The organism is Rhodococcus parequi (assembly GCF_046042785.1).
In the GTDB taxonomy this organism is placed as follows: Bacteria; Actinomycetota; Actinomycetes; order Mycobacteriales; family Mycobacteriaceae; genus Prescottella; species Prescottella parequi.
The window spans coordinates 111951-127124 of the sequence record NZ_JBDLNV010000007.1; the positions used below are offsets into that span (position 1 = coordinate 111951).

Consider the following 15174-nt stretch of genomic DNA (forward strand, 5'->3'; position numbering starts at 1 on the left):
CGATCACCTTCCACTGTCGAGAATGCCGCTCTTCTGAGCCAACTCGATGTTCGCGAGGTGCTCTTCGTAGCTGCGGGTGAAGAGCGTGGTGCCCTTCTTGTCGATCGTCACGAAGTACAGGAAGTCACCGGGGGCCGGATTCTCCACGGCGCGAAGCGCATTGATGCTCGGCGAGGCGATGGGTGTCGCGGGCAGGCCCGGCATCGCGTAGGTGTTCCACGGCGTCACCCGGGCGCGGTCGGCATCGGTGGTGGCAACCTCGGTCGTATCGAGGGCGTAGTTCACGGTCGAGTCGAACTGCAGCGGCTGGTTCACCGCCAGACGGTTCACCACGACACGCGCGACCTTGTCGAAGTCCGAGGGCAGCGCCTCACGTTCGACGAGCGACGCGACGATGAGCATCTGGTAGGGCGCCAGGCCCACGTTGCCACCGGCTGTCTCGAGTCCCGTCGCCTCGTAGCTCTCGGCGCTGGAGCTCACGAGCTGGCGAAGGATCTCGGCAGGCGTCTGTGTGGGATCGAAGTCCCAACTGCCGGCGGCGATCAGCCCCTCGAGCTGACGGTCCCGGTCCGGGACGTTCGCGACAGCGGTCCGCGCCCAGTCCGGCACGCCGAGCGCCGCGAGGTCCGGGCCCGCGCCCGCCTGGTTGAGCTGATCGTAGGTGAGGCACTTCTGCGCCTGCGACGAGCCGACACAGCTGGCCTCGGCGATGAGGGTGTAGATGCCCTTCTTGACCGCGCCGGTCTGGACGTCGCGAGTGTCGTGGAGCTGGCGTCCCTCCGAGATCACCAGCGCGCCGACCCGAGCGTCCGGCGACACGAGCGCCGACACCGCGTCCGCCCCCGAGATCCGGCTGGCAATCGAGTAGTAGCCGGGCTGAACCGAACTCATGGCGTCGTCGCGCAGCGCCGCGCGGTAGAAAGCGGCCTCGCTCTTGACGACGTCCTTGGCGGCCATCTCGTCCGCGATCTGGTTCGCCGTGTCGCCAGGATGGACCTGCACGACCACCTCGGGGCCGGCGGGGCCGGCATAGTCGGCGACGTCACGCCCGGAGACCTTGTCGTACACCGCGACCGCGGCGGCGCCCATGCCGCCGAGGAGCACCGCGCCGGCCAATACGCCGATGATCCGCCCGCGACGCTTGCGGCGCGCCGCCGCCTGCAGCCGGCGGGCCTCGCCGCGGCTGATCGGATGGGTGCCGACGGCCGTCGGCAGCGCTCGACGCCCGTCGTCGTACTCGTAGCGGTCGTATTCGGGTTCGTAGCCGTAGTCCTGGTCGTACGCCTGGTCGTAGCCTGGGTCGTGGTCCTGGCCGTACGACTGCCCGTACTCGGGCCCGTATCCGGGCTCGTAGGACTGGCCGTGCCGGTGGCCGTGGTCGTAGCCGTAGCCTCCGTCGGGACCACCCGCGTAGCCGGGGCCGGACTCGTACTCGGGACGCCCCGACGGCGGCCGATGATCGTTCACAGGGCGTCTCCCGTGGGTCGATCGCCACCTTCCGGATCCGACACGTTCACCGCTCTGCTCCGCTCGTCCAACCATCCCTGCAAGATCGCCACCGCCGCGGCCTGATCGATCATCGGCCGCTGCCCCTTGGCCTTCACGCCGCTCTCGCGCAGTGCACGCGACGCCGTGACCGTCGTCAGTCGCTCGTCGGCCATCCGCACCGGGATCGGCTCGATACCGCGCTGCAACCGCCGGGCGAAGGCGGACGCCAGGTCCGCGGCCTTGCCACGTTCGCCGCGCAGGGTCTGCGGCAGACCGACGATAACCTCGACGGCCTCGTACTCCTCGACAAGCGCGACAATCCGCCGGATATCCGGCGCGTCGGGCCCCTTCTCCTTCGACCGCGGAACCGTCTCCACCGGTGTCGCGAGGATGCCGTCGGGATCGCACGATGCGACCCCGATCCGCACGCTCCCGACGTCGACGGCGATCCGGCGTCCACGCCCGGGATCGTCCGCCCCGGGCCGATCGGGACCCGACAGCACGGATTTGTCGGGATCCGACGAGGCCGCGGGCACCGCTAGGAGTTTCCTGCCAGCTCGGCAACCCGGCCCCGCACGCCCTCGAGCGCCGCCGGGATGCCGGAGACGTCGGAGCCGGAGCCCTGCGCCATGTCCGCCTTGCCGCCGCCGCGGCCACCGATCTGCGGGCCGAAGCTCGACACCAGCTCACCGGCCTTGATGCCGAGATCCTGTGCCGACTTGGTGGCGGCGACGACGAACGGGACCTTGCCGTCGGCGTTGCCCAGCAGCACCACCACGGCGGGCTGCGTGCCGAACCGGCCGCGGATGTCGGTGACGAGACCGCGCAGGTCGTTGCCGGCGACGCCGTCGGGCGCCTGCTCGGCGACCAGCAGCACCTCACCGATGCGGTGGGCCTTGTCGACGAACGTGCCCGCCGACGCGAGCACTGCGGCCGCCTTGGTGGCCTCGAGTTCCTTCTCGGCGACCTTCAGTCGCTCGACGAGCGCCTCGACGCGTCCCGGGACCTCTTCCGACGGCACCTTCAGCGACGACGCGACACCGGCGAGGAGCGCGCGCTCCTTGGCCAGGTAGCGGTACGAGTCGAGGCCGACGAACGCCTCGACGCGGCGCACACCGGAGCCGACCGAGGACTCGCCGAGCAGCGTGACCGGCCCGATCTGCGCCGACGTCTGCACATGCGTACCACCGCACAGCTCCATCGAGAACGGTCCACCGATCTCGACGACCCGCACCTCGTCGCCGTAGTTCTCGCCGAAGAGCGCCATCGCACCCATCTGCTTCGCCCGGTCCAGATCGGTCACGAACGTGTTCACCGAGTGGTTCGCGGCGACGGCCTCGTTGGTGACGACCTCGATCTCCTGCTTCTGCGACTCCGACAGCTGGCCCTGCCAGTTGAAGTCGAAGCGCAGATAGCCCGGCTTGTTGAGCGAGCCGGCCTGCACGGCGTTGGGGCCGAGCACCTGGCGCAGCGCGGCGTGCACCATGTGCGTGCCGGAGTGGCCCTGCGTCGCACCCTTGCGCCACTCGGCGTCGACCTGCGCGAGCACGACGTCACCCTCGGTGATCTGGCCCTCGGTCACGGTGACCTTGTGGACCCACACCTTCTTGGCGATCTTCTGCACGTCGTTGACCTTGACCCGCAGGCCGTTCGCCGAGATCGTGCCCACGTCGGCGATCTGGCCACCGGCCTCCGCGTACAGCGGGCTGCGGTCGAGGATGACCTCGACGTCCTGGCCGGCCGTCGCGGTGGGGACGCGCACGCCGTTCGAGATGAGCGCGAGCACGTGCGCCTCGGAGACCAGCTCGTTGAAGCCGGTGAACTCGGTGGCGCCGCGGTCGACGAACTCCTTGTAGACCGTCAGGTCGGCGTGCGCGTGCTTGCGCGACTGCGCGTCGTCCTTGGCCCGCTTGCGCTGCTCGGCCATGAGCGAGCGGAACCCGGCCTCGTCGACACTCAGGCCTGCCTCGGCCGCCATCTCGAGCGTCAGGTCGATCGGGAAGCCGTAGGTGTCGTGCAGGACGAAGGCCTCGTTGCCACCGAAGACCTTCTTGCCCGCGGCCTTCACCTCGTCGGCCTCGGCCTCGAACATCTTCGAGCCGGCGGCGATGGTGCGCAGGAACGCCGTCTCCTCGCCCACCGCGACACCGACGATGCGGTCGAAATCGGTGGTGAGCTCCGGGTACGACGGCGACATCGTGTCGCGCACGACGGTCACGAACTCGCGCATGCTCGGCTTCTCCGCGCCCAGCAACTTCGCGGAACGAATGATGCGGCGCAGCAGACGGCGCAGCACGTAGCCGCGGCCCTCGTTGCCCGGGTTGACGCCGTCGGCGATCAGCATGACGGCGGTACGCGCGTGGTCGGCGATCACGCGGAAACGGACGTCGGCCTCGGGGTCGGTGCCGTACGTGCGGCCGGACAGTTCCTCGGCCTTGGTGATCACGGGGCGGACCAGGTCGGTCTCGTACACGTTGTCGACGCCCTGCAGCAGGAACGCGACGCGCTCGACGCCCATGCCGGTGTCGATGTTCTGCTTCGGCAGCGGGCCGAGGATCTCGAAGCTGTCCTTACCGGAACCCTCACCGCGTTCGTTCTGCATGAACACGAGATTCCAGATCTCGAGGTAGCGGTCCTCGTCGGCCTCTGGGCCACCCTCGACCCCGAACTCGGGACCGCGGTCGTAGTAGATCTCCGAGCACGGGCCGCACGGACCGGGAACACCCATCGACCAGTAGTTGTCGGCCATGCCGCGGCGCTGGATGCGCTCGTCGGGGATGCCGGCCTCTTCCTTCCAGATGTCGCGGGCCTCGTCGTCGTCGAGGTAGACGGTGACCCACAGGCGCTCGGGATCGAAGCCGTAGCCGCCGTCCTCGACACTGTCGGTCAGCAGCGCCCATGCGTGCTTGATCGCGCCGCGCTTGAAGTAGTCGCCGAAGCTGAAGTTGCCGGCCATCTGGAAGAACGTGTTGTGGCGGGTCGTGACGCCGACGTTCTCGATGTCACCGGTACGGACACACTTCTGCACGCTCGTCGCGGTGTCGTAGGGCGGCGTCTGCTGGCCGAGGAAGAACGGCTTGAACTGCACCATGCCGGCGTTGACGAACAGCAGGTTCGGATCGTCGAAGATCAGCGAGGCGCTGGGCACCTCGGTGTGGCCCGCCTTGACGAAATGGTCGAGGAAGCGCCTACGGATCTCGTGGGTCTGCACCTGGGTTCGTCCTTACGTATGTCCGTCGAAATGTCACAGTGTTCAGCTAGCCGATATCGGCACCGAGGCGCGAATCAGCCATGGGCAAGCTTAACGCCCCGGCGCTCGCCATTTATTCGGCGGCGACTGCGGTCGCCGGCCGAACGGCGGATCAGCGCCCCCGCACGATCCTGCGCAGCTTCCCGACCCGGCCCGAGATCTCTCTCTCGGCGCCGTGCGTGGTCGGTTCGTAGTAGTCGACGCCCACCAGTTCGTCCGGTGGGTACTGCTGTGGAAGAACACCGTCGGCGTGGTCGTGCGGGTACTTGTATCCGACCGCGTTCCCGAGCTGGGCGGCGCCGGCGTAATGGCCGTCCCGCAGGTGCGGCGGCACGAGGCCGGCCTTCCCGCCCGCGACGTCCGCCATCGCCGCGCCCAGGGCTGCGATCACCGCTCCGGACTTCGGTGCCGTCGCGAGATGGATGGTGGCCTGCGCCAGCGCGAGCCGCGCCTCGGGCATCCCGATGAGCTGCACGGCCTGCGCCGCGGCGGTCGCGGTCTGCAGCGCCGTCGGGTCGGCCATGCCGATGTCCTCGCTGGCATGCACGACGAGGCGGCGGGCGATGAACCGCGGATCCTCCCCTGCCGTGATCATCCGGGCCAGGTAGTGCAGCGCGGCGTCGACGTCGGAGCCGCGGATGGACTTGATGAACGCGCTGATGACGTCGTAGTGCTGGTCGCCGTCGCGGTCGTAGCGGACGGCGGCCTTGTCGACACTGGACTCGACGGTCTCCAGGTCGAGCAGCGCGGGCCGCTCGTCGGTGCGGTCGAGCGCGGTCCCGGCGGCGGCTTCGAGCGCGGTCAACGCCCGGCGGGCGTCACCGGCCGCCAACCGGACCAAATGCTCGAGTGCGTCGTCGGCGATCTCGACGGAACCGCCGAGCCCCCGCTCGTCGGCGCGGGCCCGCTCGATGACGACGCGGATGTCGTCGGACGTGAGGGACTGCAGCTGCAGCACCAGCGACCGCGACAGCAGCGGCGAGACCACCGAGAACGACGGATTCTCGGTGGTGGCCGCGACGAGCAGCACGATACGGTTCTCGACCGCCGCGAGCAGTGCGTCCTGCTGGGTCTTGGAGAAGCGGTGGACCTCGTCGATGAACAGGACCGTCTGCTCGCCCTGGAGCAGTCGGCGCCGCGCGAGCTCGATGACGCCGCGCACTTCCTTGACACCGGCCGACAGCGCCGACAACGCCTCGAACTTGCGCCCGGTGGCACCGGAGATGAGCGACGCCAGCGTGGTCTTGCCGGTGCCGGGCGGGCCGTAGAGCAGGACCGATGACGCGCCCGAGCCTTCGACGAGACGGCGCAGCGGCGCGCCGGGCGCCAGCAGATGCTGCTGGCCGACGACCTCGGACAGCGCCGCGGGGCGCATCCGAACGGCCAACGGAGCGCCCGGATGGGACGTCGGCGCCGACCGTGGCACCGATGTGAGGGGCTCGGGCTCCGACTCGGCGGCGGGCGCCTCGAACAGGCCCGTGTCGCTGCCCGGGTCCGTGTCGCCGAAGAAATCAGTCACGCCCCGACGCTACTAGCCGACACCGACGCACCGAGCCGGCCGCACTCAGGAGTGAGCGCGCGCACGGCGGGTCTCGTCGGACGTCGGCGCGCACAGCAACCCCTCCCACGCGTCGATGCATGCCGAGAGCTCGCCGTGATCGGGGGACCCGCTCGACCGGCCGAGGCGGGCCAGCGTCCGCAGCGCACTCGCGTAGACCATCATGATCCGTTGCCGCCGCACATCTTCCCGGAGATCGCCGAGGGCCTCGTGCAGCGCCCGGTCCACGGCGAGGCCACTGCCGGTGACCATGGGGTCGGCCGAGACGAAGACGCTTCCCAGGATCTCGGCGTCCAGCAGCCGGTCGAGCAGACCGACGTAGTGGTTTCCTTCGCGCAGACTGTCGGCGAGCGGCTGCACGAGACACCACAGGGCGTCGCGAACGGTCAACCGACCGTCGGCAGTGCTCCGATCGCGGATCATCACTTCACGGTCCGCGCTGATGGCCGGCAGGCGGTGCTCGAGGACGGCCTCGAGTAGTTTCTCCTTGGACCCGAAGTAGTAGCCGATCACCGACGAATTGTGTTGCCCCGCAGCACTGCGGATCTCGGCGAGCGTGACGGCCTCGTAGCCACGCCGGGCGAACAACCGTTCGGCTGTCTCCACCAGGAGGACCCGCGTTTCCTGGCCGGCGCTGTAGCGGCCGCGTCTGGCAGTCATGGCTGCTCACCCTAATCGCGCAGGATCTCGACTCGGCGCGCCGACACCGAACCTCCGTTCCGCGCCCGCGATTATCGCGCCGGCTGTGATCTGTAAACCCCTGGACGCACGCGGAGCGAATCCATTCCGGAAATTAATACCTCGCGATTACTTTGACGATCGCCCCTGTCCCCCACCCAGATTCGAGGACGACCGATGACGACACTCGAACACTCGACGGTGACCGTCACGCCCCTGGCCGGAGCGATCGGCGCCGAGGTGCGCGGCCTGCACGTGGCGGCCCTGTCCGGCGCCGACGTCGACCTCGTCCGGGCGGCGCTGCACCGCCACGGGGTGCTGTTCTTCCCCGGACAAGGTGTCGACCCCGCCACCCACCGTGCGTTCGCGCAGCACTTCGGCGACATCGTGTACCCGCACGAGCACCTCGCTCACCTCGGCGACGAGGGATACCGCGAGATCAGCGTGATCAGCACCGACAACGGCAGCGCTTACCAGGCCAACCGCTGGCACTGCGACGTCGCGTGGCGGGCGGAGCCGTCACGTTTCAGCATCCTCCACATGCAGGTACTGCCGGAGGTCGGCGGCGACACACTGTGGTCCAACCAGTACGCGGCGCTCGACGCACTCTCGCCCCCGATCCGCGAAGCGCTGTACGGACTGACGGCGACGCATCGGATCGCGCCACTGCCGAATGTTGCCGAGGCAAGGCACCCGCTGGTGATCCGGCATCCGGCGACCGGACGCGAGGCCCTGTTCGTCAACGATCTGTTCACTTCCGCGATCGACGACGTCACCGAGGACGAGAGCCGAGCGCTGCTCGGCCTGCTGAAGTCCGTGTCGATTCGGCCGGAGTTCACCGTCCGCCGCCGCTGGAGCGTCGGGGACATCGCGATCTGGGACAACCACTTCGTGCAGCACAACGCCATCTACGACTACGGCGACGAGCCACGACGGATCCATCGCATCGAGGTCGCGCCCGAGGCACCCGTCCCCGCGCGCTGAACACCACATTCGAACCGCACGTCATCCACAGCAGAGGAGCAATCGTGACCACCGTCGAGACCCGCCCGTCCACCGCGCACGACATCTACGCCGCCGGCGGCATCACCGTCACCAAGCTCGGCGAGAACATCGGCGCCCTGATCGAGGGCGTACACGTCTCCGGGGACATCACCGCCGAGACCGCGTACGCGATCCGCTACGCCCTGGCCGCGAACAAGGTCGTCGTCTTCCGCGGCCAGCACCACGTCACCGACGACATCCAGTACCGGTTCGCCGGCACCCTGGGGTCCCAGACCACCACTCATCCGACGCTGACCTCCGAGGACAACCGCACGTTGGTCATCGAAGGGGCCGCCAACAGTTGGCACACCGACGTCAGCTTCGTCGACCGGATCCCGAAGGCATCGATTCTGCGGGCCGTCGACATCCCGCCCTACGGTGGCGCCACCACCTGGGCCTCGACCACCGCCGCCTACGAGCAGCTTCCCGCCCCGCTCAGGGCCCTCGTCGACAACCTGTGGGCGGTGCACTCGAACGAGTACGACTATGCCGGCGTGCACGCCGACCGCAAGGGCATTGCGGTCAACCGTCACGAGACGATGCAGAACTTCACCCGCTTGAAGTTCGAGATCGAGCACCCAGTGGTCCGCATCCATCCCGAGACCGGCGAGCGGTCGCTGCTGCTCGGCCATTTCGTCAAGAACTTCGTGGGACTCAAGACCAACGAGTCGGCCGCGCTGTTCCAACTCCTGCAGGAGCGGGTCGTCCGGCTCGAGAACACGTTGCGCTGGGCCTGGACGCCGGGCGACCTGGTGATCTGGGACAACCGCGCGACCCAGCACTACGGCATCGCGGACTTCGGCGCCCACAAGCGCAGCGTCCACCGGGTGACCCTGGCCGGCGACGTCCCGGTATCGGTCGACGGCGATTCCAGCCGCATCCTCGCCGGCGACGCCGCGCATTTCTCGATCGTCGACACCCCCGACCGCTTCCCCGGCTTCGACGCCTGATTCATCCGTACCGGAGAGGTCACCGACCGCAATTCTCCTTCGGCGCCACGGCGAACGGAGGAGAATTGCGGCACCGCGGCACTCTCGTCGGAACCCGATTGTTCACAGGTCGCCACCCGCGGCGGCTCGACGTCAGCGGCAGCTGGGCGAATTCCCGGACCTCTCGAACCGGTGCGCACGACTGTCCGTACAGAACAGAGGAGAGCCCCGATGGATCGCACTCAGCTACCTATCCACCTCACCCAGGAACCGGTCGAGGCCGCGCACGACGTCCGCGACCAGCAAGCGCCCTTCCCCGGGCCCCCGCGAGTGACCGCCCCCGAGGGTGCACCCAACGTGCTGGTGATTCTGCTCGACGACATGGGCTTCGGGGCCTCGTCGGCCTTCGGCGGGCCGTGCTCGATGCCGGTGGCCGAGCAGTTGGCAGCCGACGGGCTGAGGTTCAACCGCTTCCACACCACGGCGATCTGCTCGCCGACCCGGGCGGCGCTGCTCACGGGGCGCAACCACCACAGCGTGGGGATGGGGGTCGTCACCGATTTCTCCTCCAGTGCCCCGGGCTACACCGGCGTTCGACCCCTGGACGCCGCTCCACTGGCGCGGACGTTGCGGGAGAACGGCTACGCGACCGGCGTGTTCGGTAAGTGGCACCAGATCCCGCAGGACGAGATCACGCCCGTCGGCCCGTTCACGCACTGGCCGACCCGGGAGGGCTTCGACACCTTCTACGGAATCACCGGCGGGGCCGACGACCAGTTCCACCCGAACCTGTATTCCGGCACCGCGCAGGTGGAGCCGCCGTCGACACCGGAGGAGGGCTACCACCTCTCCGAGGACCTCGTCGACAAGACCCGGGACTGGATCCGATCGGTGCGCGACGTCGACAAGGAGCGCCCGTGGTTCGCCTACCTGCCGTTCGGTGCCACGCACTCCCCCTTCCAGGTTCCCGATTCGTGGCGGGACCGGTACCGCGGAAAGTTCGGCCACGGCTGGGACGCGCAACGTGAGCAGACCCTCGAGCGGCAGAAGGAGCTGGGCGTCGTCCCGCCCGACACGCTCCTGTCGCCCTGGCCCGACGGCGCTCCGCACTGGGACGAGCTCGACGACGACGGTCGCGTCGTCGCAGCGCGGCTCATGGAGATGTACGCGGCCTTCGCCGAGCACACCGACGAGCAGGTCGGTCGGCTGATCGAGTTTCTCCGCGCCGGCGGGGAGCTCGAGAACACGGTGGTCTTCTACATTCTGGGCGACAACGGCGCCTCCTGCGAGGGGCGCCGGACAGGCACGTTCAACGAGTCGCGGACCTACAACGGACTGCCGGAGACCGCCGCCGAGATTCGGGATCGCCTCGACGAGATCGGGGGTCCGACCAGCTATGTGAACTACCCCGTCGGCTGGGCCCTGGCGATGGACACCCCCTTCCAGTGGACCAAGCAGGTCGCGTCGCACTTCGGGGGAACCCGCAACGGGCTCGTCGTGCACTGGCCGAAGGGGATCTCCGATCGAGGCGACGTCCGCACGCAGTGGCACCACGTCATCGACGTGGCACCGACCATCCTGGAGGCCGCCGGCATCCCCCACCCCGACCGGGTCGACGGGATCACCCAGCGCCCCATCGAGGGCACCTCGATGCTGTACGCGCTTCGCGACGGCGCCGCGCCCGACCGGCACCTCACCCAGTACTTCGAGATCTTCGGTAACCGCGGGATCTTCCATGACGGCTGGACCGCGGTCACCAAGCACCGTTCACCGTGGGACCTGTCGCGAACCGACCCCATTCCGTTCGACCAGGACACGTGGGAGCTGTACGACATCACCCGTGACTTCTCCCAAGCCACCGATCTGGCCTCCGAGTACCCGGAACGGCTGGCCGCGCTGCAAGAGCTGTTCCTGGAGCAGGCACGACTACACCAGGTGCTGCCGCTCGATGATCGAGGCATCGAACGCATGGACGCGGCCGTCGCAGGGCGCCGCGTCCCCGACCTGGGCGGGCGGGTCACCGTGCCGGCCGGCACACGGCGACTACCGACCGCCGCATTCCCCAGCACATCGAACACGTCGTTTCGGCTGAGCGTGCCCGTAGTGGCCGACAGTGCCGTGTCCGACGGCGTCCTGGTGAGCCTGGGCAACTCCTTCAACGGGCTGTCCTTCTACGTCCGGGAAGGGGTGGTGACGTTCGCCCACAACCTGTGCAGCCTGGTCACCACGCACGTACGCGCCACCGAGTCGCTCGCGGCAGGCGAACACCTGCTCGAGTACGTGTTCGCCTACGACGGCGGAGGCATCGGGCGGGGCGGGACCGGTCGCATCCTCGTCGACGGTCGGATCGTCGGGGAAGGTCGCGTCGAACGCACGGCACTGTTCGGGTCCGGTCGGCTGACGGTGGGTGCGAACCCGGGCACGCCGGTCACCTCCGACTACGCCCGCGACGGCGAGTACCGGTACACCGGTCGGATCGGCGAGGTCACTCTCGAAACCGAAGCGGCCGGCGGCCGGCCCACCGACACTCAGCGGCTCGCGGCGGAGCTCGTCACGCATTGACGGACACGCCATCCAGCGACGGATCTGTAAAGCATTCGACGCACGGGGATCCGATACCTCCGCAATTTAATTCCCTCCAATTACTTTGGTCCTCAGAGCTTCTCCAGCCCTGGCCCGCCGGCGGCATCACCGTCACCACGCTCGGCGCGAACATCGGCGCCCGCGAGTTCCTCCCCGGTTTCGACGCCTGATCACCCCGCCCCCGACACGTCCCGTCCCCCTCCACACGTCCCCGAAAGGACCCCCTGTGTTCAGCCGCCCCGCTCTCCCCCGGAGCCGCTCCCTCCTGGGAGCCCTCGCCCTGTCCGTCGTCGGTATCCTCGGCGCCGCGGGGTGCAGCTCCGCGGTCGACCAGGCCGGCGCCGACACCCGTACCGAGGTCACGGAGGGCGGCATCCTTCGAATCGGCGACGGCGGCGATCTGACCCCCGCTTCGCTGTACTCGGGCGCCCCCGCGCAAGCCGCCATCACCGGCCTGGTCTACGACACTCTCATCCGTTACCCCGCCGACAGCCTCGACCCGCAGCCGAAACTGGCGACGTCCTGGGAGGTCTCCGCGGACAAGCTGTCGGTGCGCCTGACACTGCGCGACGACGTGACGTTCCACAACGGCAAGCCGTTCACCTCGGCCGACGTCGAGGCCAGCATCCGGAGGTACGCCGATCCCGCCCGATCCGGGCAGCTCGCCCGCACGGCCGCGCTGGTCACCGCCTTCGACACCAGCGATCCGCACGCGATCACGCTCACGCTCGCCAGACCTGCCGGGAATTTCCTCGACCTGTTCGACGTCATGCCGATCATCGACCAGGACACCCTGTCCGATCTCGACACCGGCAAGGGCTACAACGGGACCGGTGCGTTCCGGTTCGCCGCCTGGAAGCCGGGGGCGTCGATCACGTTCGACGCCAACGAGCAGTACTGGGGCGGAGCGCCGCACCTCGCCGGGGTGGAGTACGTCATCGTCCCCGACGCCCAGACGCGGGTATCGCAGCTGCGCTCCGGACAACTCGACCTGCTGCTGAACATTGCGCCCCGCGACGCCGACGAACTGGGCAGCAATCCCGGTTTCCAGGTGATCGACCAGACCGGTGTCCAGCGCACCGCGTACATCGGCGCCAATGTGCAGGCACCCGGCCTCAGCGACATCCGGCTTCGCCAAGCGATCGCCCACGCGGTGGACCGGGATCGGATCGTCGCCGACGTCTACCAGGGGCACGGGAACCTTGCCAACCTGCCCTGGCCGGCGTACTCCCCCGCCTTCGACGCGGATCTGAACGGCACGTACGCCCACGACACCGAGAAGGCCAAGGCACTGGTCAGCGAGGTCGGCAGCGTGCCGGTCATCCCCGTCGCGTACACGGCGGGATCCACCGAATCCGAGGCAGTCGCACAGATCCTGCAGGCCGACCTCGCCGCGGTCGGGATCGAGACCACCCTCCAGCCTCAGGACCAGGCCACCACCCTCAAGAACCTGATCGCGGGCACCTACGGCGGCCTGTGGATCACCGAGCACACCTTCGCGCAGTACACACCGGCAACCCTGCCCACCAGCGCCTACGTGTACAACGCGAACAAGAACACGTCGAACTTCATCGACGCCCAATACCAGGCCGCGGTCGAAAAGGTTTGGGGGATCACCGATCCGAGCAGCACTGACGCCGAGGATGCGTACCGCGAGCTGAACACCGAGCTGCTCGACAACGCCTTCGTGATCGGCCTGTTCAACCATGAGAACGAGCTGGCCACTTCCGCTGCGCTCCACGGCGTGGGATGGACCAAGAAGGGCGAGCTCGATCTGAGTGACGCCTACCTGGGTGGGTGACGAACGATGCTGCGCTACAGCCTCCGTCGGATCCCGTCCGCCCTGATCGTGCTCGCCGTCGGCTCGGTCGTGATCTTCACCCTGCTGCGACTGGTGCCGGGCGACCCCGCTCAGATCCTCGCCGGCCCGGACTCCTCTCCTGAAGCGCTCGAGTCCCTCCGCGACCAGCTCGGCCTGACCGGATCCCAAGTAGGCCAGTACTTCTCATGGCTCGGCGGTGTCGCCTCGTTCGATCTCGGACATTCGCTGATCCTCGGCGGCGACATCGGCTCCCTACTGCTCGACGCGCTCGGCAACACCATGGTTCTCGCGGTGGCGGCACTGCTGCTCGCCATCGTCATCGCCTTCACGCTGAGCACGGTCTCGGTGACCATCGATCGGCCGTGGCTGAACAGCGTCACCACCGCGTTCGGTACCGCCGCCGTCGCGATCCCCAATTTCGTCACCGGCACGATCCTGGTGGTGCTGTTCGGTGTGGTGTGGGCGGTGTTGCCCGCCGGAGGCGTGCCCAGGAAGGGATTTCTCGACGATCCCGGAATCTCGGTGCAGTATCTGATTCTCCCCGCCGTGTGTCTGGCACTGCCGATCGCGGCAGCGCTCACCCGGTTCCTCACCGAATCGCTGCGTAGCCAACTCGCGGAACCGTACGTCACCACGGCCCGCGCGTTGGGTATCTCACGCCGGCGCATCGTGCTGACGCAGGCCCTGCCCAACGCGCTGCCGTCGACGGTCACGGTGCTGGGCATCCAGGTCGGACACCTACTCGGTGGAACCGTGCTGGTCGAGGCGATCTTCGCTTGGCCGGGGCTGGGGCATCTGATCGAACGGGCCATCTCGAGCCGCGACTACCCCGTGGTGCAAGTGATGCTGCTCTTCTCCGTCGGATTGTTCGTCGCCGTCCAATTGATCACCGACCTCGTCAACGCCTGGCTCGATCCGCGCATCCGGCTGGGAGGTCAGGCATGAGCACCACCATGGAGTCCGCACCGGACGCGACCAAGACCGCCACCGATCGGCTCGGGCGCTGGGCCGCGCTGCGCAGAGGCCGTGGGTTGGCCGGCGTGGTCCTGGTGGGCGTCGTGGCGCTCGCCGGCCTCGCTGCGCCCTGGCTCGCGCCGTACGCGCCCGACGAACAATTCGCCGGCGCGGCGCTACTCGGTCCGAGCGGTGAGCATCTCCTCGGCACCGACTCGGTCGGACGCGACATCCTGTCCCGAACCCTCTACGGCATCAGGATCGATCTCGTCGTGATCTTCCTGGCGGTGCCGGCCGGAGCGGTGATCGGTTCACTACTCGGTCTCGCCGCGACTCGTGACGGCCGGATCGACACCGTCATCCAACGCGCGTTCGACTTGATCCTCGCGTTCCCGACCATCGTCCTCGCGATCGCGCTCACGATGGTGATCGGGCCCGGCGTCTGGACGATCGCAACGGTGATCGTGCTCGCCGAGATCCCGGTCTTCGGTCGACTGACCCGAACCTCGGTGCTCACGGTGCGGCAGGCTCCCTACGTCGAAGCCGCGAGGACACTCGGCGCCGACGAGGGGTGGATCCTGCGCCGACACGTACTACCGAACTGCCTCGAACCGCTGACGGTGCAACTCGCACTGGCAATGTCGGTCGGAGTGTTCATCGAGGGAGCCATGAGTTTCCTCGGCCTCGGCATCACTCCGCCGACCCCGTCGCTCGGTTCCCTCATCAAGGAGGGGACGCAGAACGCTTACCACTCACCGTTCTTCGCCGTCGGCCCCCTCGCCGTCGTCGTCGTGCTCGTACTCGGACTGCTCCTGATCTCGCAAGCCCTTGCCGCCCGGTCCCGGCTGCGGTGACCCACCATCCCAAG

General features: G+C 68.5%; 11 protein-coding genes. 6 read left to right on the forward strand and 5 right to left on the reverse strand.

Features of this window, described 5'->3' with window-relative positions; translation table 11 throughout:
* Window positions 1-3 precede the first annotated feature (3 nt).
* From mltG to ABEU20_RS19660, 5 genes are all read right to left on the reverse strand, one after another.
* Entirely contained in the window at window positions 4-1467 is a 1464-nt protein-coding gene (mltG, locus tag ABEU20_RS19640; RefSeq protein WP_420166053.1) for an endolytic transglycosylase MltG, read from the reverse strand.
* Complete coding sequence (gene ruvX, locus ABEU20_RS19645; RefSeq protein ID WP_420166269.1) at window positions 1464-1991, reverse strand: Holliday junction resolvase RuvX; 528 nt, start codon at window positions 1989-1991, stop codon at window positions 1464-1466. Before ruvX ends, mltG begins: the two co-directional genes overlap by 4 nt.
* 35 nt (window positions 1992-2026) lie before the next feature.
* A complete protein-coding gene (alaS, locus tag ABEU20_RS19650) occupies window positions 2027-4699 on the reverse strand; it encodes an alanine--tRNA ligase (protein WP_420166054.1) in 2673 nt (890 codons plus the stop codon).
* Between the two features lie 151 nt (window positions 4700-4850).
* On the reverse strand, window positions 4851-6257 hold the full coding sequence (locus tag ABEU20_RS19655; RefSeq protein ID WP_420166055.1) for a replication-associated recombination protein A: 1407 nt from the start codon (window positions 6255-6257) through the stop codon (window positions 4851-4853).
* Between the two features lie 45 nt (window positions 6258-6302).
* The gene (locus ABEU20_RS19660; RefSeq protein WP_420166056.1) at window positions 6303-6956 is read right to left on the reverse strand and encodes a helix-turn-helix domain-containing protein; all 654 of its coding nucleotides are present in this window, start codon (window positions 6954-6956) and stop codon (window positions 6303-6305) included.
* Between the two features lie 195 nt (window positions 6957-7151).
* Here ABEU20_RS19660 and ABEU20_RS19665 point away from each other — a divergent pair, with 195 nt between their 5' ends.
* From ABEU20_RS19665 to ABEU20_RS19690, 6 genes are all read left to right on the forward strand, one after another.
* Complete coding sequence (locus ABEU20_RS19665) at window positions 7152-7958, forward strand: TauD/TfdA dioxygenase family protein (RefSeq protein ID WP_420166057.1); 807 nt, start codon at window positions 7152-7154, stop codon at window positions 7956-7958.
* A gap of 44 nt (window positions 7959-8002) precedes the next feature.
* Window positions 8003-8968, forward strand: a complete 966-nt coding sequence (locus ABEU20_RS19670; protein ID WP_420166058.1) for a TauD/TfdA dioxygenase family protein — start codon at window positions 8003-8005, stop codon at window positions 8966-8968.
* A 210-nt stretch (window positions 8969-9178) separates the two neighbouring features.
* Window positions 9179-11509, forward strand: coding sequence for an arylsulfatase (locus ABEU20_RS19675; protein ID WP_420166059.1), 2331 nt, complete (start codon window positions 9179-9181; stop codon window positions 11507-11509).
* Between the two features lie 247 nt (window positions 11510-11756).
* Window positions 11757-13331: an ABC transporter substrate-binding protein gene (locus ABEU20_RS19680; RefSeq protein ID WP_420166060.1), complete on the forward strand. Its 1575-nt coding sequence runs from the start codon at window positions 11757-11759 to the stop codon at window positions 13329-13331.
* A gap of 6 nt (window positions 13332-13337) precedes the next feature.
* Window positions 13338-14297, forward strand: coding sequence for an ABC transporter permease (locus ABEU20_RS19685; RefSeq protein ID WP_420166061.1), 960 nt, complete (start codon window positions 13338-13340; stop codon window positions 14295-14297).
* 8 nt (window positions 14298-14305) lie between these two features.
* On the forward strand, window positions 14306-15160 hold the full coding sequence (locus ABEU20_RS19690; protein WP_420166270.1) for an ABC transporter permease: 855 nt from the start codon (window positions 14306-14308) through the stop codon (window positions 15158-15160).
* The last annotated feature ends 14 nt before the right edge of the window (window positions 15161-15174 follow it).